This is a genomic window from Nesterenkonia sedimenti, from assembly GCF_012641515.1.
GTDB lineage: Bacteria > Actinomycetota > Actinomycetes > Actinomycetales > Micrococcaceae > Nesterenkonia > Nesterenkonia sedimenti.
In genome coordinates this window covers 236369-256321 of sequence record NZ_JABAHY010000002.1, presented here as the reverse complement: position 1 = coordinate 256321, position 19953 = coordinate 236369, and the positions used below count along the sequence as shown (strand labels likewise).

22 protein-coding genes are annotated in these 19953 nt (G+C 61.6%); 13 read left to right on the top strand and 9 right to left on the bottom strand.

Translation table 11 applies throughout. The features are described from left to right. The first annotated feature begins 4 nt into the window (after nucleotides 1-4). Entirely contained in the window at nucleotides 5-601 is a 597-nt protein-coding gene (recR, locus tag HGQ17_RS04240; RefSeq protein ID WP_168886708.1) for a recombination mediator RecR, read from the top strand. Here recR and HGQ17_RS04235 read toward each other — a convergent pair. Next, entirely contained in the window at nucleotides 590-1543 is a 954-nt protein-coding gene (locus HGQ17_RS04235; RefSeq protein WP_168886707.1) for a phosphoglycerate dehydrogenase, read from the bottom strand. The two genes, recR and HGQ17_RS04235, sit on opposite strands and share 12 nt — an antisense overlap. A 375-nt stretch (nucleotides 1544-1918) precedes the next feature. Between HGQ17_RS04235 and HGQ17_RS04230 the strand changes: the two genes are divergently transcribed. The 6 genes from HGQ17_RS04230 to HGQ17_RS04205 all read left to right on the top strand — a co-directional run bounded on the left by HGQ17_RS04230 (nucleotide 1919) and on the right by HGQ17_RS04205 (nucleotide 7804). Beyond that, on the top strand, nucleotides 1919-2845 hold the full coding sequence (locus HGQ17_RS04230) for a transporter substrate-binding domain-containing protein (RefSeq protein ID WP_168886706.1): 927 nt from the start codon (nucleotides 1919-1921) through the stop codon (nucleotides 2843-2845). 96 nt (nucleotides 2846-2941) lie between these two features. Next, the gene (locus HGQ17_RS04225) at nucleotides 2942-3757 is read left to right on the top strand and encodes an amino acid ABC transporter permease (protein ID WP_168886705.1); all 816 of its coding nucleotides are present in this window, start codon (nucleotides 2942-2944) and stop codon (nucleotides 3755-3757) included. Between the two features lie 117 nt (nucleotides 3758-3874). Beyond that, the gene (locus HGQ17_RS04220) at nucleotides 3875-4483 is read left to right on the top strand and encodes an amino acid ABC transporter permease (protein WP_407670745.1); all 609 of its coding nucleotides are present in this window, start codon (nucleotides 3875-3877) and stop codon (nucleotides 4481-4483) included. Continuing rightward, complete coding sequence (gene ehuA / locus HGQ17_RS04215) at nucleotides 4467-5303, top strand: ectoine/hydroxyectoine ABC transporter ATP-binding protein EhuA (RefSeq protein WP_168886704.1); 837 nt, start codon at nucleotides 4467-4469, stop codon at nucleotides 5301-5303. The genes HGQ17_RS04220 and ehuA overlap by 17 nt, the downstream gene beginning before the upstream one ends. A 111-nt stretch (nucleotides 5304-5414) precedes the next feature. Beyond that, a complete protein-coding gene (locus HGQ17_RS04210; protein ID WP_168886703.1) occupies nucleotides 5415-6698 on the top strand; it encodes an aspartate kinase in 1284 nt (427 codons plus the stop codon). Nucleotides 6699-6895: 197 nt separating this feature from the next. Beyond that, nucleotides 6896-7804 carry a 3-methyladenine DNA glycosylase gene (locus HGQ17_RS04205; protein ID WP_324615177.1) on the top strand — a complete coding sequence of 303 codons (909 nt, stop codon included), beginning with the start codon at nucleotides 6896-6898 and terminating at the stop codon, nucleotides 7802-7804. Nucleotides 7805-8219: 415 nt separating this feature from the next. Here HGQ17_RS04205 and HGQ17_RS04200 read toward each other — a convergent pair whose 3' ends face one another. Then, complete coding sequence (locus HGQ17_RS04200; protein ID WP_168886702.1) at nucleotides 8220-8873, bottom strand: NADPH-dependent F420 reductase; 654 nt, start codon at nucleotides 8871-8873, stop codon at nucleotides 8220-8222. A gap of 313 nt (nucleotides 8874-9186) precedes the next feature. Beyond that, nucleotides 9187-9624 carry a LysE family translocator gene (locus HGQ17_RS04195; RefSeq protein WP_168886701.1) on the bottom strand — a complete coding sequence of 146 codons (438 nt, stop codon included), beginning with the start codon at nucleotides 9622-9624 and terminating at the stop codon, nucleotides 9187-9189. 147 nt (nucleotides 9625-9771) lie between these two features. On the opposite strand from HGQ17_RS04195, the gene purS reads away from it, so the two are divergent. From purS to purL, 3 genes are read left to right on the top strand one after another with little or no spacing between them, the layout of a single operon-like run. Then, nucleotides 9772-10026 carry a phosphoribosylformylglycinamidine synthase subunit PurS gene (purS, locus tag HGQ17_RS04190; RefSeq protein ID WP_168886700.1) on the top strand — a complete coding sequence of 85 codons (255 nt, stop codon included), beginning with the start codon at nucleotides 9772-9774 and terminating at the stop codon, nucleotides 10024-10026. A 6-nt stretch (nucleotides 10027-10032) separates the two neighbouring features. Then, the gene (gene purQ / locus HGQ17_RS04185; protein WP_168886699.1) at nucleotides 10033-10815 is read left to right on the top strand and encodes a phosphoribosylformylglycinamidine synthase subunit PurQ; all 783 of its coding nucleotides are present in this window, start codon (nucleotides 10033-10035) and stop codon (nucleotides 10813-10815) included. Next, the gene (gene purL, locus HGQ17_RS04180; protein ID WP_168886698.1) at nucleotides 10812-13169 is read left to right on the top strand and encodes a phosphoribosylformylglycinamidine synthase subunit PurL; all 2358 of its coding nucleotides are present in this window, start codon (nucleotides 10812-10814) and stop codon (nucleotides 13167-13169) included. The genes purQ and purL overlap by 4 nt, the downstream gene beginning before the upstream one ends. Here purL and HGQ17_RS04175 read toward each other — a convergent pair. Further along, the gene (locus tag HGQ17_RS04175; protein ID WP_168886697.1) at nucleotides 13153-13716 is read right to left on the bottom strand and encodes a P-loop NTPase family protein; all 564 of its coding nucleotides are present in this window, start codon (nucleotides 13714-13716) and stop codon (nucleotides 13153-13155) included. The two genes, purL and HGQ17_RS04175, sit on opposite strands and share 17 nt — an antisense overlap. A gap of 38 nt (nucleotides 13717-13754) precedes the next feature. On the opposite strand from HGQ17_RS04175, the gene HGQ17_RS04170 reads away from it, so the two are divergent. Beyond that, nucleotides 13755-14303, top strand: a complete 549-nt coding sequence (locus HGQ17_RS04170; RefSeq protein ID WP_168886696.1) for a DUF1697 domain-containing protein — start codon at nucleotides 13755-13757, stop codon at nucleotides 14301-14303. Between the two features lie 4 nt (nucleotides 14304-14307). Here the strand turns inward: HGQ17_RS04170 and HGQ17_RS04165 are convergent, their stop codons facing one another. The 3 genes from HGQ17_RS04165 to HGQ17_RS04155 all read right to left on the bottom strand — a co-directional run bounded on the left by HGQ17_RS04165 (nucleotide 14308) and on the right by HGQ17_RS04155 (nucleotide 15386). Then, entirely contained in the window at nucleotides 14308-14700 is a 393-nt protein-coding gene (locus tag HGQ17_RS04165; protein WP_168886695.1) for a type II toxin-antitoxin system VapC family toxin, read from the bottom strand. After that, the gene (locus tag HGQ17_RS04160) at nucleotides 14697-14942 is read right to left on the bottom strand and encodes a type II toxin-antitoxin system VapB family antitoxin (RefSeq protein WP_168886694.1); all 246 of its coding nucleotides are present in this window, start codon (nucleotides 14940-14942) and stop codon (nucleotides 14697-14699) included. The genes HGQ17_RS04165 and HGQ17_RS04160 overlap by 4 nt, the downstream gene beginning before the upstream one ends. A 66-nt stretch (nucleotides 14943-15008) precedes the next feature. Continuing rightward, nucleotides 15009-15386 carry a VOC family protein gene (locus HGQ17_RS04155; RefSeq protein WP_229503287.1) on the bottom strand — a complete coding sequence of 126 codons (378 nt, stop codon included), beginning with the start codon at nucleotides 15384-15386 and terminating at the stop codon, nucleotides 15009-15011. Nucleotides 15387-15454: 68 nt separating this feature from the next. Between HGQ17_RS04155 and HGQ17_RS04150 the strand changes: the two genes are divergently transcribed. Continuing rightward, on the top strand, nucleotides 15455-17617 hold the full coding sequence (locus tag HGQ17_RS04150; protein ID WP_168886693.1) for an MMPL family transporter: 2163 nt from the start codon (nucleotides 15455-15457) through the stop codon (nucleotides 17615-17617). On the opposite strand, the gene HGQ17_RS04145 is transcribed toward HGQ17_RS04150, so the two are convergent. Then, nucleotides 17557-18762: a cysteine desulfurase-like protein gene (locus tag HGQ17_RS04145; RefSeq protein WP_168886692.1), complete on the bottom strand. Its 1206-nt coding sequence runs from the start codon at nucleotides 18760-18762 to the stop codon at nucleotides 17557-17559. The genes HGQ17_RS04150 and HGQ17_RS04145 overlap by 61 nt on opposite strands. A gap of 157 nt (nucleotides 18763-18919) precedes the next feature. On the opposite strand from HGQ17_RS04145, the gene HGQ17_RS04140 reads away from it, so the two are divergent. After that, on the top strand, nucleotides 18920-19453 hold the full coding sequence (locus HGQ17_RS04140) for a dicarboxylate/amino acid:cation symporter (protein WP_168886691.1): 534 nt from the start codon (nucleotides 18920-18922) through the stop codon (nucleotides 19451-19453). Here the strand turns inward: HGQ17_RS04140 and HGQ17_RS04135 are convergent. Beyond that, entirely contained in the window at nucleotides 19446-19922 is a 477-nt protein-coding gene (locus HGQ17_RS04135; protein WP_168886690.1) for a flavodoxin domain-containing protein, read from the bottom strand. The genes HGQ17_RS04140 and HGQ17_RS04135 overlap by 8 nt on opposite strands. Nucleotides 19923-19953 lie beyond the last annotated feature (31 nt).

The following is a 19953-nucleotide window of genomic DNA, read 5'->3' as shown; positions in this document are numbered from 1 at the left end:
CATTGTGTATGAAGGCGCAGTCCAAGACCTGATCGACGAGCTCGGCAGGCTTCCCGGTATCGGCCCGAAGTCAGCTCAGCGTGTGGCCTTCCATATCCTGGAGGCCGACGCCGAGGATATGCGCCGGCTGGCTGATGCGATCCGCACGGTCAAGGACAAGGTCCAGTTCTGCGAGATCTGCTTCAACGTCTCCGAGGAGTCGAAGTGCCGGATCTGTCTGGACACTCGCAGGGATGCCTCGGTGATCTGCGTGGTCGAGGAGTCCAAGGACGTTATGGCCATCGAGCGCACCCGGTCGTTCCGGGGCCGGTATCACGTCCTCGGCGGGGCCATTAACCCCATCGCAGGCATTGGACCTGATCAGCTGCATATCCGGGAGCTGCTGAACCGACTTTCCGATGACGCGATCCAAGAGGTCATCATCGCCACCGACCCCAATCTGGAAGGTGAAGCCACCTCCACCTATCTGGTGCGGATGCTGGGGTCGATCGGCATCAAGATCACCCGCCTGGCCTCAGGCCTACCCGTGGGCGGGGATCTGGAATACGCCGATGACGTGACCCTGGGCCGGGCCTTCGAAGGCCGTACCTCACTCAGCTGAGGTCACCGGATACTCGGGGGTGCCGTTGAGGGATGCCAGGAGCTCGCGGGCGCCCTTTAAGCCCGCGGCGGCCCGCGCCTGAGCTGTCTGACCGGCAAGATGAGAATAGACGACGATGTTCTCGTGCGCTCTCAGTGGTGAATCCGCAGGCAGGGGCTCTTCGGAGGCGACATCGAGGGCTGCACCGCGGATCTGCCCCTGCTGAACTGCGTGGCTGAGGGCGTTTTCGTCAACGATTGGGCCCCGGGCGGTGTTGATCAGGATCGCTTGAGGTTTCATCAGCTGAAGCTGCTCCGCACCGATCATCCCGCGGGTACGTTCATTCAGGGCCGTGTGGATGGAGACGTAATCGGATGCAGCAAGCAGCGTGTTGAGGTCCGTGAACTCGACTCCATCCAGTGGCTCAGGCTCGAGGTTTCCTGTTGAGCAGAGGACCCGCATCCCAAATGCCCTGGCCAGTGGAACAACCGCTTTGGCGATCGCCCCATAGCCGATCAGACCCAGGGTGGCCCCGCGCAGCTCCTGTCCATCCTCCCGCGGCCAGCCGCCTGCTTGAACCCCGATGGCTGACTGCACCAGACGACGGGCCGCGGCGATGATGAGCCCGAGGGTGTACTCAGCTACCGCATTCGCGTTGACGCCCGGGAGGTTGCTGACGGTAATCCCATACCGAGCAGCTGCCTCGATATCCACTGAGTCATACCCCACCCCGGTGCGGACAATGGCCCGCAACTGCGGAGTCTGAGACAGTACCTCATCGGTAAGTGGGTCATTGGCGACCAAGGCGCCGATCACATCCTGCAGCGCCTCGATCAGTTCTTGTGCGGTGGCCCCTCCCATCGGCCGGTAGATGGGCTCATAACTCTGGTCACGTAGGAACTGGTCAACCTCATCCCCAGGTTTGAGATAGTCAGTCGTGATCAGAATTCTCTTGCCGCTCATGGGACCTCTTTCTTGACGTAGTGGCACCGTCTCCGGGAAGGATGCACGGCATATCCACGCATCCGAAGAAAAGTTTATCGACTTGTGATGCAGAGAAACTGCAGCTGAATTGTCAGAGATATCCAACCCCCCGAACTCCGTGGATATCCTGCGGATCCCCGCCCCTAGGTACTAAATTTCCCCAGAATTTCCTGAAGTCATCCCAGGGGTCGAATCTGCGTCTCCATCAGGAGATTCAGTTTGTAAATCCTGGCTTTATCCATAGCGTAGGGGTAGATACGCGTGCTTACCGGGCGTAAGATCATCGTCAGTCTTACCACCGGTAAAGGTATCCACTCGCATAACCGACCATGAGGAAACTGAGGTAAGTACCAGATGAGTTTCAAAACTTCCGCGCTGCGTGTCGGCGCACTCTCCAGTGCTGCTCTGCTGGCACTGACCGCCTGCGGCGGAGACAACGGTGACGACAACGGCGATGCGGTATCCGACGAGGATGCCAACGTCGAACAGGGTGAAGAACTCACCATTGAAGAGGGCGAGACCCTCACCGTGGCGATCGCTGGCGAGGAGCCCTACTCCTGGCTGGACGATGACGGTGAAGCCACCGGTGCAGCTCTTGCGCTGACGGAGGAGATCCTGGGCGAGCAGCTCGGCTACGACGTTGAAGCTGAACTCACCGACTGGGACAGCCTCATCCCCGGCCTGAACTCCGGCCAGTGGGACGTGGTGGCAGCAGGCATGTCCATTACTCCGGACCGCTGTGAGCAGGCCTCCTTCTCCGAGCCAGAGATCATGTACACCACCGCGTTCCTGGTCGAAGAGGGCAACCCCTATGATGTCCACGACTTCGAGGACCTCGCTGAGGCCCAGGAGGAACACGGCATCGAGGTTGTCACTCTGACTGCAGGCGTTGAGGCCGGATATGCCGAAGAGGTCGGCGTAGACGCTGAAGGTGTGGGTAGTGCCGAAGACGGTGTTGACTTCGTTGAAGGCGGACGCGCTGATGTGTTCGCTCTGACCGCGATCTCCCTGGAAGCTATGGCTGGCGAAATGGACGGCCTGGAGGTCACCGAGAACTTCGCCCATGAAGTCTCGGCCGGTTCCACTGTCTTCCGCTTTGCTGACGATGAGCTGCTCGGTGAGTACAACGATGTCCTGGCTGATCTGAAGGACAGCGGCGAGCTGCTCGACATCATCGGCGAGTACGGCTTCACCGACGAGGAGATTCCTCCGGCTGAGCTGACTACCGAAGAGCTCTGCGAGGGCGATATCGAGGCACTGAACGAGCAGTACCTCGACTGATCCCTTCATCGCGCTGACGAAGATGCGGCCGATCCCCACGGGGGTCGGCCGCTTCGTCCGCCAACACACTGAGGCTCAAGGAGCGGCAAAGAATCCATGGACTGGTTTGAGGACTGGCCACAGTACTTCGAGGCGTTGAACAACTTCTCGGAGCGTCTGATCGACGGCCTGCTGACCACAATTCAACTCACCCTGCTCGGCGGTGCTCTGGCCTTCGTCGTCGCAGTCGTCTTAGGCCTCATGGCCGGCTCACCCAGCCTGTGGGTTCGCGGGCCGGCCCGCGTAATCATTGAGTTCTTCCGCGGTATCTCCCTGCTGGTGCTGCTGTTCTGGATGGTCTACGTCCTGCCCCTATTCTGGATGGCCAATCCGGGACTGCCTGGCGAGGACTTCGTTCGCAATAACTTCCTGATCGGCATCACTGCCCTGGGTATCAACTACGGGGCCTACGGGGCCGAAGCAGTCCGAGCATCACTGACCACGGTTTCGAAAGGTCAGTGGGAGGCCACCACCGCCTTGTCCATGTCTTGGCCGCATAAGATGCGGCGCATCATCTTCCCCCAGGCCTGGGCGCTGATGATTCCTTCACTGACCAATCTGTGGGTCCATCTGCTCAAAGGCAGCGCCATCGTCTACATCCTGCCGGGAATCAATGACCTCACCTTTGAGCTGGATAATCTGCGCCGACCCACCGATATCTGGTTCTCCCACGCCTTTGTGGGATTGGTCAGCTACTTCATCCTCGCCCTGATTCTGACCCTGTTCATGCAGATTCTTGAGGCGCGAGCCAAGCACAAACTGGGCCGGGGCCCCTCCCTGAGAGAAATCCTCTCCCCCGATCCGAAGGCGGCACCACCAGATGCTGCCGTACCGGTTCAGCAGGATGCAGCACAGGCGAAGGAGGGGAAGTAAATGAGCAACATGACCTCGCCTCATCAGCTACTGGCTGGCGAAATTGATGCCCCCTCGGAGGAGCCGCCCGGAGCCACCTTCTGGGATTGGGAGTTCGCCTGGGAGATCCTGCCGGATATGCTCATGGCCTTCCTGCAGGTCACGCTCCTGGTGACAGTCATGGGCACGATCATCGCTGCAGTATTGGGTCTGATCATCGCCATCCTGATCATGGTCCTCCCCAAGCCCTTGGCCTGGATCGTCCGGTGGACCGCGAATTTCATCCGCATGACCCCGATCGTGGTGCAGCTGCTGCTGCTCTTCTGGGCCTTCCTGTGGATGGACGCAATCACCATCGGCGTCATCGTCTTCGGTGTCCACTACGCCACCTATATGTCTGAGGTCTACCGGGCGGGTATCGAATCCGTGCCCAAGGGCCAGTGGGAGGCCACCACCGCCCTGTCGATGTCGGCAGTGCGGACTTGGCGAAAGGTCGTCATCCCCCAGGCACTGCGTTCGACTATCCCGTCCCTGGGTAACTACGCGATCTCGATGTTCAAGGACACCCCTTTCCTCTATGCCATCGGTGCTGCGGAAATGGTGACCCTGGCAGTTTCCGATATCGGCGGAAACACCTTCCGGTACAACGAACCGGTCACCATCGCCGGGTTGATCTTCCTGGCCGCCAGCTACCCCACTGCCCTTCTGGTCAATCGATTGGAGAAGCGTCTTGCCTACGCCCACTGACCCCACTGTTCCAGCACCCAGGGAGGCCGCGCCGTCGTCGTCGGCTGAGACACCGGTCATCGAGTTCACCGATGTTGAGAAGCGCTTCGGTGACAATGTGGTGCTCAAGGACCTCAACTTCACGGTCAGCCGCGGTGAGCGCGTCACACTGATCGGCCCCTCAGGCTCCGGTAAGACCACGATTCTGCGCCTGGTGATGACCCTGGAGGAGCTCACCGGTGGGTATATCTTCATCGACGGCGAGCCGTTGACCCACGAGGAGCGCAATGGCAAACGTGTGCCGGTCTCCAAGAAGCGTCAGAAGGCGCTGCGCACCCGGATCGGCATGGTCTTCCAGCAGTTCAACCTCTTCCCCAATATGACCGTGCTGGAAAACATCATCGAGGCACCCATCCACGTGCTGGGTCGGCCGAAGAAGGACGCGATCGAACACGCCCACTCCCTGCTGGAACAGGTGGGCCTGCCGGATAAGGCCGATGCCCATCCCACCAGCCTCTCCGGTGGTCAGCAGCAGCGTGTGGCCATCGCCCGCGCGCTGGCTATGGATCCGGAGATCCTGCTGCTGGATGAGGTCACCTCTGCCCTGGACCCCGAGGTGGTCGGTGATGTGCTTAATATTCTGCGTGAGGTTGCTGACACAACGAATGTGACCATGCTGATCGTCACCCATGAGATGGGCTTCGCCCGCGATGTCAGCCATAAGGTCATGATGTTCGACGGCGGCCGCGTGGTCGAGGAGGGCCACCCGGATAAGATCTTCACCAATCCCGAGCATGAGCGGACCCAGAAGTTCCTCGGTGCTGTACTGGGTCATAACTGAGTGCAGCTCACAGTCTGAGACTGAGGATGGTACCCCGCGGCTGAATCCCCCACACCTAATAGACTGATACCAATATCCCCAACCTCTCACCGGGAGTGAGCAGATACCCCTATGAGCCTTATTGTCCAGAAGTACGGCGGATCCTCGGTTCAGGACGCCGAATCCATCAAACGTGTGGCTCGGCGGATCGTCGAGACGAAGAAGGCCGGCAACCAGGTTGTGGTTGTGGTCTCTGCGATGGGTGATACCACCGATGATCTCCTAGACCTCGCCGATGACATCACGGAGAACCCGCCTCTGCGGGAGATGGATATTCTCCTCTCCTCCGGCGAGCGCATGTCCATGGCCCTGTTGGCGATGGCCATCCATGAACACGGTGAGACTGCCCAGTCCTTCACCGGTTCCCAGGCCGGGATGATCACTGACGCCATCCACGGCAAGGCCCGAATTATCGAGGTCTCCCCCAAACGGGTGCAGGAAGCCCTCGACGACGGACACATCAGTATTGTGGCCGGGTTCCAGGGCATGAGCCGGGAATCCAAAGACATCACCACTATGGGCCGTGGCGGCTCCGACACCACCGCCGTGGCCCTGGCGGCTGCGCTGAATGCCGATGTCTGCGAGATCTACACCGATGTGGACGGGGTCTTCACCGCCGATCCGCGTGTGGTGAAGAATGCGCAGAAGATCGACACCATCTCCAGTGAGGACATGTTGGAGATGGCAGCGGCCGGCACCAAGGTGCTGCACCTGCGCAGTGTGGAATACGCCCGGCGGTTCGGCGTGAAGCTGCATGTTCGCTCCAGCTTCACCGATAAAGAAGGCACCTGGGTTATCCCCGAAGAGACCGATCAAGTCCCCATCAAGGAAGGCGATCCCTTGGAACAGCCCATCATCTCCGGCGTCGCCCACGACGCCTCTGAAGGCAAGCTCACCATCACCGGCGTCCCGGACGCCCCCGGGAAGGCCGCCGCGGTCTTCAACCCGATCGCTGAGGCCGGGATCAACATCGACATGATCGTCCAGGACATCTCGGTGGCCACCGGCAAGACCAATATCAGCTTCACCCTCTCTGGCTCCGATGGGGATAAGGCTCAGCGCCTGCTGTTGGAGCGGAAGGAAGAGATCGGTTTCGACAACCTGGACTTCGCCGAGCAGGTGGCCAAGGTCTCCCTGGTCGGCGGCGGTATGCGTAACCACCCCGGAGTCTCGGCCCGGTTCTTCTCCGCGCTCTCCGATGCCGGTATCAACATCATGCTGATCTCCACCTCGGAGATCCGCGTCTCGGTGATCACCGATATCGAGGATATGGATAAGGCCGTACAGGCCATCCACACCGCTTTCGACCTGGACTCCGATGAGGAGGCCAAGGTCTACGCCGGCACCGGCCGGTAAAACCGCACGTTAACGGCTTGTGGGCGACAGGTTTCCCGTTCGGGATCCTGTCGCCCACAAGTTTCAGGTGCGAGATACGATTCCCAGTGTAGCGATTCTCCAGGCCCAGTCCAGCCCTCTGCAGGTTTCCGTGTCGAATCTGGAAGAACGCTGAAAACTTTGCTGGGTCCTTTGACTCTCTGGTAGGGAGGAACACTGTGCCTGCCCTCTCCCCCACCGCGACGGTTATCCCCACCGAGGAGCACCGTGAGCGCGCCGCTGCCCACCATCAGAAGGTCCAGCGCTACACCGAAGACTTCCTGGCCCGCCGCCATGCCGGCAAGAAACATCCGGTGGAGGATTTCCTCTTCACCTACTACTCCTTCAAACCCGGCCAGCTCGCGCGCTGGCATCCCGGTGCGGGCCAGATATTGGAGGGCGCCGGCACCGGTGAGCAGGCCAGCTGGAAGTTCTACGCTACAGTTCCGGATGGCACCGATAGCGGCGGTGCCACTGTCGACGTCGCCGCCTTCTGCACCGAGCGGGCCTCCATCATCGACTTCGCCCAAAGGCTGCTCAGTCAGACCGCGGCACGGCCTGCCCAACTGGGCTGTTTCGGCCTGCATGAGTGGGCCATGGTCTACCGGTCTGCTCAGCACGGTCAGCGTCATGACCAGGTCTCCCTTCGGCTCGGCGCCGAGGGTACCGATGAGGTGGTGGAGTCACTGAATATCCGCTGCACCCACTTTGATGCCTTCCGCTTTTACACCCCTTCGGCCAAACCGTTGAATACCCTGCAGCCCAGCAGGGAAACCCAGATTCAGATGGAGCAGCCGGGCTGTCTGCACGCGAATATGGACCTTTATAAATGGGCCTATAAGCTCATCCCCGCCGTCAGCAGTGATCTTCTGCTGGACTGTTTCGACTTAGCCTGGCGAATCCGTGAGCTGGATATGCGCGCCTCTCCCTATGACCTGCAGGACTGGGGCTATGAGCCGGTGCGCATCGAGGAACCAGCAGGTCGCGCTGAATACACCCGGAGGCAGAAGGCCTTCTCCGAGGAGGCACAGGCGCTGCGCTCCCGAATTTTGAGTGTCGTTGAGAATCTGGAGGGTCAATCACTGTGAACCGCCCGAAGCTGCCGACTGCTGCCACCGCAATAGCCGGCACTGGCCTCTTAATGGCAACCACTGCCTGCAATGAACCCAGCGACGCCCTAGAGATTGAGGAGCGCTCGGAAAGTGCAACGAGGATGACGGCAGTGTGCGCATCACCCTGCGTGACCAGGCGGAGATCTATACACGAATCCTGGGGAACTCGAGCAATGGCAGGAGCATGAGGCCCCCGCGGGGGTTGATCAGTTCGAAGGCGCGGTCTATGCCGGCACCATCGAGCGCCCCAAGGAGATCGAGGTCACGGAGTTCACCATGGGTCTCTCCGGCTCACCTCAGGTCGTGATGGCCTTCCTCGATGACCGGGCGCAGAGCTCAAACGAGGACAGCCCCACGCTTTATCCGCCTGAGGAGATCGACGCCGAGTGAGTCAGACCTCAGCCAGCACGTTCTGGCACTGATCCAGCAGGGCGCGCATCTGCTCGGCACTGTGCCGGCCGTTGAAGATTTCGGTGCCGTTCTCGAAGGTCTTTCCGGCAGCCAGCGGCCCGGCATCCACTGCGTCATAGCCCAGGGTGTCCACAAATGCGGCCACCAGCTGTTTGGCATCCTCATGATCGGAGGCCACCGCCAGTGCACGGCGCTGGGGGTCGCCGGCGGGGTGGGAATCGACTTCGAGGTCGCCGTATCCGATGTGGTTCAGCGTCTTGACCAGCTCGACGTCACCGAGGAACTCATTGATGACCTCAGAGGTTGAGCTCCCGGTTTCAAACTCCTCCATGACTCCATCTACCGGAGCCCAGTAATTCATCGTGTCGATCACGGGGTGGCCCTGCAGCACGGAGGTGTCGATGCTGCGGTATTTATGCAGCGGCACCGCGAGGACGATGATGTCGGAGCCGCGCAGGTCTTCCTTGTTTACTGCCTGTGCCCCGGGCACGATGACCTCGGTGAGCAGTTTGATGTCCTCCGCCGGTTTACCGGTGGCGATCCGCACAGTGTGGCCTGCGCGCACGGCCTGACGGCCCACGGCGGTACCTACCCGCCCGGCCCCGAGAATGCCGATGTTCAGCTGCTGAGTCATGGACCCTCCCCTCCACGGAGTGCTTCAAATTTGAACAACCACGTACTCCAACAGCGAATACACCCACTCTCTTCCCGCCGGGGGCTGACTGTGCCCAACACCACCCAGAGACACAAAGGTGATTGCACCTTGTTACTAATTTCGAGAACATCCTGGCCGACTACATCGAGACTGCCGAGCGGGAGGAGAGGAGTGGGTTTCAGTCAATAATGGCATCCAGGTTGTCGAGAGGCACCTCGCACCTGACCGGCCACCTTCGTCTCGAACAGTTCGAATCTTCCGAACAGTTGCCGCGTTCACAACTATCTTGGAACTACGCAGCCTCTTGGACGGCGTCAGCCGCTACTCGAATCCCCAAGCCACCGAGGATAGGTCCCGTCAGAGCATCGAGGCTCCGGCGTACGCTACGCCTCTCCAACCAACGGGACACCCTACCCATCAGCAGAACTACGATGAGCAATAGCGCTGTTCCGATCACAGGCAGGGTCATGGCCCACAGCAGCAAATACCCCATCCCTGTATCCGCAGAGACGAACTGGGGCAGCAGCGCCAGATAGAACAATAGAATCTGCGGACTCGTCGCATTGGTGATGAACCCTTGGGCAAAGCCCCGCCGGACCAGCACCGCCTGCAGTGCGGAGGCAGAAAATACTCCTGAGGCAGAGGCAAGACCTCCGCGCCGCCCGCCGGTAACCACGTTCTTCAGCACCACCGCTGTGTCGGCTCCGGGTGTAAGAGCAATGACCAGCACTACCGCTAGAAACCTCAGATAGAGACCCCATTCCTTGGGCTGAGTCTGTCATATAAGCCATTAGGTGCGACCGGCGTCGTGAACTGTCTCATCCCCGGTAGACTGGTTCAGCAGTTTCGCGCCGCCTAGTTCATGCAGGAGACTTCTGTGCCTACGATCGTCGTCGAGGTCATGCCCAAGCCCGAGATCCTCGACCCGCAGGGCAAAGCCATCGCCAATGCACTCCCCCACCTCGGTTTCACTTCCTTCGCCGGAGTGCGCCAAGGCAAACGGTTCGAGCTGACAGTGGAGGGCGAGGTCACCGATGAGGTCCTCGAATCCGCCCGCACAGCAGCCGCTGAGATGCTCTCCAACCCGGTGATCGAAGACGTGGTCTCCGTCAGCGTCAAAGAGGACATCTAAGAAACGATGATCAGCGAGACTCCCCTCATCGGCGACTTCAACGTCTCACCCTCCGGGCCTCTCGACGGCGCCCGGATCGGCGTGATCACTTTCCCCGGCACCCTGGATGACCGCGATGCGGCCCGGGCAGTCCGGCTCGGCGGCGGAACTGCCGTCCCCCTCTGGCACGCTGACCAGTCCCTGCACGGTGTCGACGCCGTGATTCTGCCCGGCGGCTTCTCCTATGGCGACTACCTGCGGGCTGGGGCCATCGCCCGCTTCGCCCCCGTGATGGAAACTGTGGTGAAAGAGGCAGGCGCGAGCGCGACGTCGTCGTCCCCTCTGCCGGTGCTCGGTATCTGCAATGGCTTCCAGGTCCTCACCGAGGCCCACCTGCTGCCGGGATCCATGATCAAAAACGACCACCTGAAGTTCATCTGCAAGGACCAGGTGCTGCGGGTGGAGAACACCTCAACCCCCTGGACCTCCCAGTTCACTCCCGATGAGCTCATCGCCGTTCCGATGAAGAACCAGGACGGCCAATACGTGGTCTCCGCTGAAGAGCTGGAGCAGATCGAGGCCGAGGGCCGGGTCGTCTTCCGCTATATCGGCGAGAACCCCAATGGTTCCCGGAACAACATTGCTGGTGTCACCAATGAACGCGGCAATGTGGTGGGCCTGATGCCGCACCCCGAACATGCCGTGGAAGCCGGCTACGGCCCCGATGACACCACCGGAATGCGCGAAGGCACCGACGGGCTGACCATCTTCACCTCCGTGGTCTCGTCCCTGGCAGGAGGCAATAAGTGAGCGAACAGACGTTCAACATCGACACTGTGGCCAACGCCGCCACAACACCGGATACCGACCTGCCCTGGGCTGAGCTGGGTCTGAAGGAAGACGAGTACGACCGGATCGTTGAGATCCTGGGCCGACGCCCCACCGCCGCAGAGCTGGCCATGTACTCGGTGATGTGGTCCGAGCACTGCAGCTATAAGTCCTCCAAGGTCCACCTGCGCCAGTTCGGTGAGAAAGTCACCGAGGAGATGAAGAAGGACCTCATGGTCGGCATCGGCGAGAACGCCGGTGTCACCGACCTCGGCGAGGGCTGGGCCGTGACCTTCAAAATCGAGTCCCATAACCACCCCTCCTATGTGGAGCCCTACCAGGGTGCAGCCACCGGCATCGGCGGCATCGTGCGCGACATCATCTCCATGGGCGCCCGCCCAGTTGCGGTGATGGATCCCCTGCGTTTCGGCGATATCGACCACCCCGACACCAAGCGCGTGCTGCCCGGGGTTGTCTCCGGCATTGGCGGCTACGGCAACTCCTTAGGGCTTCCGAATATCGGCGGCGAGGTCGTCTTCGACTCCGTCTACCAGCAGAACCCCCTGGTCAATGCCCTGGCCGTGGGCGTGATGCGGCATGAGGACCTCCGGCTGGCCAATGCCTCCGGTGTGGGCAATAAGGTCGTGCTCTTCGGCGCACGCACCGGTGGCGACGGCATCGGTGGCGCCTCGGTGCTGGCCTCCGAATCCTTTGACGACTCCAAACCTTCCAAGCGCCCGGCCGTGCAGGTCGGTGACCCCTTCAGCGAGAAGGTGCTCATCGAATGCTGCCTGGAGCTGTTCCACAACGAACTGGTCGAGGGCATCCAGGACCTCGGTGCCGCCGGCATCAGCTGCGCCACCAGTGAGCTGGCCTCCAATGGTGAGGGCGGCATGCATGTGGAACTGACCAATGTACTGCTGCGCGATCCCACCCTGACCCCCGGCGAGATCCTGATGTCGGAGTCCCAGGAGCGGATGATGGCCGTGGTCACCCCGGAGAACGCCGAGGCCTTCGAGGCTGTAATGGGCAAATGGGGCGTGGAGTACTCCTGGCTCGGTGAGGTCACCGATACCGGACGGCTGATCATCGAATGGGACGGCGAGACCATCGTCGACGTCGACCCCCGCACCGTCGCCCATGACGGCCCGGTCTACGAGCGCCCTTACCACCGCCCCCAATGGCAGGACCAGGTGCAGGCTGATACCTTCAGCGCCTCGGAGGCCGGTCAGAACCTGCCCGCCACCGCAGAGGAACTGGGCGAGGCCGTCGTCGAGCTGATGAGCTCACCGAATATGGCCGATGTCTCCTGGATCACCGACCAGTACGACCGGTTCGTCGGCGGCAACACCGCCTTGAGCCAGCCCGACGACGCCGGTGTCATCCGCGTGGATGAGGAGACCGGACTCGGTGTCGGCCTGGCCACTGACTGCAACGGCCGCTACGCCTACCTCGATCCCTACACCGGCGCCCAGCTGGCCCTGGCCGAGGCCTACCGGAACGTGGCCACCTCAGGTGCTGTACCGATGGCTGTCTCCGACTGCCTGAACTTCGGCTCCCCCGAGGACCCCGAGATCATGTGGCAGTTCGCAGAGACCGTCCGCGGTCTCGCCGATGGCTGCCAGGAGCTGGGGATCCCGGTCACCGGCGGCAATGTCTCGCTGTACAACCAGACCGCTGGCCGGGCCATCCACCCCACCCCGGTGGTGGGCGTGATGGGTAAGTTCGACGACGTCGGACGTCGCACCCCCTCTGGGTTCCAGCGTTGGGCTGATGGTCAGGCGATCTACCTGCTCGGTGTCACCCGTGATGAACTCGACGGCTCCGAGTTCGCCCGCGGCCGTGGGCACCTCGGCGGAAAGCCCCCGCAGGTGGACCTCGCTGTCGAGCAGACCCTGGGTGAGATCCTGATCAACGCTTCCCGGGACGGCATGATCGACGCCGCCCATGACCTCTCCGAAGGTGGCCTGGCTGCCGCTCTGGCCGAGATGAGCCTGCGCTTTGGTGTGGGTTCCCGGACTGCACTGGATGAGCTGTGCGAACGCGATGGTGTGGATCCCTTCACCGCCCTGTTCAGCGAGTCCCAGGGCCGCGCCCTGGTGGCCCTGCCACGGTCTGAGGAACTGCGTTTCACCGATATGACCAGCGCCCGGGGCTTCCCCGCCCTGCGCCTGGGTGTTGTGGATGCCGAATCCGGCGGCATCGAGGTTGCTGGCCCCTTCGAGGGTGGCAGCTTCGGCATCAGCCTCGATGAGCTCAAGGAAGCCTGGAGCTCGGTGATCCCCAGCCGCTTCGGCGCGATCACCGAAGCTGAGATCGCTACCCGCGAGCAGTAACCGCCAGTTCCTGAAGCCACATTCGGGCGGCTTTGGGGCTGGACAGGCGCACCACTGTGAGGTTGGCGAACCGCTCCTCTAAGGTCGGCACCACCGGCTTCAGCGCATTGCGGGTATCCCAGCCCCACCGGATGATGTGCTCTTTGCGGGTGAAGATCGTCCACAGTGGGGGCTCGGTATTGCCGTTCCACAGTTCCTGCCGGCCGAACCTGCGGCGAAGAGTGCGCCGGATCAGCCGCTGCATCTTCACCGGGGTGGAGTAGTCCAACCACAGCAGCGTATCGGCGCGCTCGGTGATCATGGGCCGCACCTGTCGGTACTGCAGCTCAATGATCCAATGCTGCTGGGCGGTAAACTTGTCGACGTCGTCGATGAAACTCTCCCGCGGTGTCCAGTCCGGGCCCCAGTGCAGACTGTCGATCTCCACCTGCGGATAGCCGGTGAGCTCAGCCAACTGGGTGCACAGGGTGGTTTTTCCCGCACCGCTGGTCCCGGCTACGGCAATTCGTTGTGGGTTCCATGAGATCGGGTCATCAGCGCTGCGCACCCTTCCGATCCTATGTCCCGGAGGCTTAGCCTGTACCCGTGACCTCTTATTGTGCTCTGCTGCGCGGCATCTCACCGGGCAAACCGGGTAACGACAAACTCCGCGAAACCTTCACCGGCCTGGGATTCGAAGAGGTTTGCACGCTGCTCTCCAGCGGCAATGTCCTCTTCACCACCAGCTCGGCGAAACCGGCACGTGAGTTAGAGAACCGCATCCAGCAGGCTCTGCAGCAGCAGACCGGTATCGGCTGCGGCACCATTCTGCGCAGCCGGCAGGAACTTCAGGCGCTGGTGGAGCAGCAACCCTTCGGGGATCTCTCCCATGGCAAGACCAGCTACCTCACAGTCACCTTCCTCAAGGAACCCCAGGACCACTCAGGAACGCAGTTCCCCGCGGAGCCGCTGCCCCATGTACAGATTCTAAAGTACGACGACGCCGCCCGCGCCCTACTGGCAGTAGTCGACCAAACTCGGGGCAAGACCCCCGACTACATGTCCTGGTTGCAGCGCAACTACGGCAAGGAGATCACCACGCGCACCTGGAGGACAGTCACCAAGGTTCTGACCAAACTGCCGGATCCAAATTAGGCCATCAAACAGCTGGGCGGATATCTGTATGAGAGAAGTCCGTGCCTTTAAAGAGCAGAGTCTCCCCTTGCACCTTTGCAAGTGCGTAAGAGAAGGTGTCGCCGTAGTTCAGCTGCGCTCGGGTCCCCATTCCCTTGCCGAAGTCGCGGAAAGCGGCGCGAGCCACTAGGGCCTGTTCGGCATCGACCTCAATCAGCCCAATACCTAGGAGTTCGAGCAACTCGTCAAGCTGCCTGGAGAGTACTGGGTTGCCATGACGCTCAACCACGATCCCTAACTCGACGTAGGTAGCGACGGACATCTTCGGCGACGGCGACTGCAGGATAGCTTCTCTGAATTTTGCGCCCTCGGGCTCCTTATTGAGGATTGCGATGATCGCCGAGGTATCTACAATCACACTGGCAGCCCATCTTCGCCGTAGAGGTCCTCGGTGCTCAGCGGCCCGGGGCCCTTGGCTATAGCCACGCTCATCTCATCAATCAACGCATCGACCCGGGCAGCCCGTTCAGCATCATTCTGCAGGGATTCCAGGTACTGCTCAAGGGCCCGTTCCATGGCACCTGTCTGTGTGGTCCCACCTCGACGCGCGGCTTCCCGGGCTAAAGCATGAACTCGAGGATTCTTTATGTTCAGGCTCATAGGTGCACCTTTCTACCAACTACACCTATAATTCTACCCCTAGTTAGGCCGAAGCACAGCTACCGCTCACCAGCAGAGGCAGAACGGATGCCCTGAGGGGTCAGCGTAGACATTGAAGTTCTGCTCTCCCTCGGCCAACTGGATGATCTCAGCACCGAGGCCCAAGACTTTGGCGTGGGCGGCACGGATATCAGTGACCCAGAGGTCCATATGACTGCGTACCGGGTTATCCGGCCAGTTCACCGGCTTATGATCCGGGGCAAACTGGACTCCAACCGGGATGCTTCCATCAGAGCACCGGACCACCTGCCAGTGATGGTCACCTTCGGCCCGTCCGTTGAAAACCCCAGACCAGAAGTCGGCCTCGGCGTCGATATCGGCTGCGTCGAAGACAATGGTCTGTCGCGTTATCTCCATGGCTTCGAAACGTACAGTCTGTTTCATGGCTAGGGGAATCCCCTCATCAGCCCGGAACCGGCTAGTCTGGCTGTCTACAGCAAGGACACCCCTCAATGAACTCAACCAAGCAGGACACTCGCCGCCGAGTCCGCCGCGGACGGATCCTCATCCCAGCAGTTCTGGTTCTGCTCTGGCTGGCCTGGACCTCCTGGGGAGGCCAGACCTTCGGCAACCTCTCCGAGGTCACCACCAGTGATCAGGCCGCATTCCTGCCGGTGGAGGCTGAATCCACCCGTGCCATGGAACTGCAGGAACAGTTCACCGAGGAGGACGCGGTCCCGGCCACTATCGTTGCCGCAACCTCCGATGGCGAGGAACTTCCTTCAGCCGGAATGGCAGAGGCGGAGGAGCTCGCCGAGGAAGTCTCCGGACTCTCGGGGGTCGTTGAAGTCATCCCGCCGCAGCCTGCAGAGGACGGTGCAGCCCTCCAGATTCTGGTTCTCCTGGAGGAGGAGAGCACTGAGAACGGCGCCCTCGATGAGCTGCGCAGCCTGGTTGCTGAGAGCTTCGATGATCAGCAGTGGCTGGCCTATGTGACCGGACCGGCGGCCCTGTCGGGGGATTTCGCCGAAGCTTTCGCAGGGATCGACGGGGTCCTGTTGTTGGTCGCCGTCGTCGCGGTCTTCCTGATCCTGATCGCGGTCTACCGATCTGTGCTGCTGCCGGTGCTGGTTCTACTTTCGGCCATCGGCGCCCTGTGCGCGGCCATCACTGTCATCTGGGCCATGGCTCAGCAAGGCTGGATCGTGCTGGATGATCAGACCCAGGGCATTCTCTCCATTCTGGTCATCGGAGCGGCCACCGACTATTCACTGTTGTTGGTGGCCCGGTATCGCGAGGAACTGGCCCATACCCAGAGCCGTCACACAGCGCTGTTCACCGCAGTGCGCCGGTCTACCCCACCCATCCTCGCCTCCGGTGGCACCGTGGCCGCAGCCATGCTGTGTCTGCTGTTCTCCGATCTCAGCTCCAATCAGGCGCTGGGCCCGGTGGCCAGCACCGGCATCGTCTTCGCAATGTTGGCCACCCTGACCTTCCTGCCAGCGCTGCTGGCCCTGATCGGTCGCCCCGCCTTCTGGCCGAAGGTCCCCCAGGCCAATACCGATACCTCCAGCTCCCAGTTCCGGCTCTGGCGAGGTATCGCCGGGGTGGTCCGGCGCCGCCCCCGCCAGGTATGGCTGGTGGTCACCCTCCTGCTGCTGGTGGCCGCAGCCGGTGTCACGCAGCTGAAGGCCCATGGTGTCCCGCAGACCGATCTGGTTCTGGCCGAGACTGAGACTCAGTCCGGCCAGGCGTTGCTGGAAGAACACTTCGACGCCGGCACCGGTGCGCCCAGCAGTGTCTTCATCGAGGCTGAGGAGGCCTCCCAGGCGCTGGAGACGGTCAGTGGAACAGAGGGGGTGGCCAATGCTTATCTGGTCGATGAGAATAATGCCCCCGCCGCCGAGCCGCAGGATGCCCATCAGCTCGATGGGTGGATGCAGATCTCGGTGACCTTGGACCATGCCGGTGACTCCCTGGAGGCCGAGGAGACTGTTCGGGATCTGCGCGCCGAACTTGCCGATCTCAATGGGGAGACCCTGGTCGGAGGCACCACCGCCACCCAGTTGGACACCAATGACACCGCACAGCGGGATCTGATGGTGATCGTGCCCCTGGTACTGCTGGTGATCACTGCGATCCTGGTGATGCTGCTGCGATCGGTGGTGACACCGCTGATCCTGGTGGCCACCACGGTTCTGTCCTATCTGGCAGCCCTGGGCATCTCAGCGCTGGTTTTCAACCACCTCTTCGACTTCCCCGGGGCCGATCCCTCGGTGCCGCTCTATGGGTTCATGTTCCTGGTGGCCCTGGGCGTGGACTACAACATCTTCCTGATGACCCGGGCGAGAGAGGAGACCCCGAAACATGGGGCTACCGAGGGCACACTGCGCTCCCTGGTGGTCACCGGTGGGGTGATCACCTCAGCCGGTGTTGTGCTGGCTGCGACCTTCGCCGCCCTGGCGGTGCTGCCCATTATGTTCATGGTGCAGCTGGCCTTCCTGGTCGCCGTCGGCATCCTGATCGATACCTTCATCGTGCGCACACTGCAGGTTCCAGCCCTCTGTGCTGATATCGGCCAGAAGATCTGGTGGCCCTCCCGGATGAGCCGGGCTCAGGCCAGCGCTTCGGATAATGCCGAAAGCAGCCGGTCGACGTCCTCGTCGTTGGTATAGGGTGCCACCCCGATCCGCAGGCCACCCTCGTCCTCAACGTTGAGCCGTTGGAAGGATTCATAGGCGTAGAAGCTGCCTGCGGGCACATGCACGCCCTTCTCATACAGAGCCCGGGACACTTCAGCGCTGCTGCGCCCGGGGAAGGTCAGCAGCAAGGTGGGAGTACGCCGAGCGGCCCGTGAGTGGATGACGACTCTATCGCCGAAGTCGCGCCGGAGAGTGGATTCGATCCGTTCAGCCAGGGCCCGCTCATGCTCAGCGATCGCTGCATGGGAGGCCATAAGTCGCTCCCGACGGCTGCCCTGGGCACCTGCGGCATCGGCGATGAAATCCACTGCCGCGGTGGCTCCAGCCATGATCTCATAGGGTAGGGTGCCGAATTCGAATCGCTCCGGGACATCATTGGTCGAGGGCACCAGCTTATCCGGCTGGATACTCCCCAACAGTTCCGGGGCTGCGGCCAGCACCGCGCAGTGCGGGCCCAAAAATTTATACGGGGAGCAGACGTAGAAATCAGCGCCGAGCTCAGCCATATCCACCAGGTGGTGGGCGGTGTAGTGGACCCCGTCAACGTAGACCAGCGCGCCGTGCTGATGGGCCGCTGCGGCAAGGGAAGGAATATCAGGCATAGTGCCGATGAGGTTCGATGCGGCGGTCACCGCCAGCAGGCGGGTCCGCTCGGTGATGAGATCATCCAGCGCGGAGGTCTCCAGCTCCCCGGTATTGGGATCGAGGTCGATCCACTTCAGGGTCGCTCCACTGTGTTCTGCCGCCTGAACCCAGGGCCGAACATTGGAATCGTGATCCAGCCGGGTGACCACCACTTCATCCTCTGGCCCCCAGTTCTTGACCAGATGTCGGGAGAAGTCATAGGCCAGTTGAGTCGCGCTGCGGCCATAGACGACTCCGCGGGGGTCGGCACCGAGGAGATCGGCATAGGCGCTGCGGAAATCTGCGACAGCACCTTCGGCATTGCGCTCGGAAATTGACTGTACGCCCCGGTTGGACAGCGGCCCGGTCAGGGTCGAGGCGATCGCCTCACCGACAACACGTGGGGTCTGGGTGCCACCTGGGGCATCGAAGAAGGCGACCCCGGACTCCAGGGCGGGGAAATGACTGCGGAAACTCTCGACGTCGAAGCTCACCCTGCCATCGTAGCCCCGCGACAGTTAGCGGCTGAGCAAATGTTTCATCGGGGTAAAGAATGACCTCGAAGGTATGGCCTGAAAAGAATGTTCTGGATACGGTGGAGCACATTACTCGCACAACTGAACACACTTCGCGTGTGCCGTTAAAAAAGAGATGACGCCAGAGGAAACAGAGACAAAGAAGTCGCTGTGGCGCAGATACCTTGAAGTCTCGCTGATTTGGAAGATGGCCGTGGCCCTGGTCGTAGGGGTGGTCGCTGGTTTGATCTTCGGCGAGGACATTGCGGTGGTCCAGCCCCTGGGCGCGAATATGAATATGGACGGCACCGCGATCTATGTGGGGGCCGCCACGGTTTTCGTCGCCAATGTCGACGGCATGGAACTCTCCATGGCCCAGATCGCCACGATTGCCCTAGTGGGAGTGCTGGCCTCCATCGGCACTGCCGGTGTGCCAGGTGCCGGCATGATCATGGTGACCATGTCCGTCACCGCACTCGGACTTCCCATGGCTCCGGTCGCCCTGATCGCCGGAATTGATGCCCTACTGGATATGGGCCGGACTATGGTCAACGTAACCGGTGATCTCACCTGCACCCGAGTCGTCGCTAAGACAGAGCCCGGAATGCTCGACGACGGGGATTCCGACTCCGATTCACCGCCACCGGAGCGGCCAGCGGCGGTCAGCTGATGCCGTAGGCCAGCAGCCCGTGAGCCCAGTGCTCGATGGCGGGCCAGTCACGGAAGTCAGCGTCCTTGGGAGCCTTGGCGACCTTCAGCTGGAGCTTCTCGAGGAAGCTGAGCTTCTCAGCGTCCATGGCGCCGCGGAAATAGGCCAGCTCTCGGTGAGGGAAGCGGCGGAGTTCATCCACCAGCTTCTGATCCAGGCTGGGCCCACCGCCGACGGCGAAGAGGAACAGGGGTTTACCGCTGAGCTCAGTGCGGTGGCTCTCCAGGAACAGAGGCCCCTCGCCCAGCAGCTTCTGCCGGTAGACGGGCATTCCGACCACTACGTTGTCGGTCTCGTAGAGCCAGTCACCGGCTTCGTCGACTTCCTTGACGTGGGCCTTGACCCCGCGCGCCGAGAGAGTGGAGGCGATCCGCTCGCCGATTTCCCTGGTTGAACCGTGCTTACTCGCGACGACGACCATGGTGGTCATAGGTTCACACGCCTTTCGCCTGTGCCTTGGG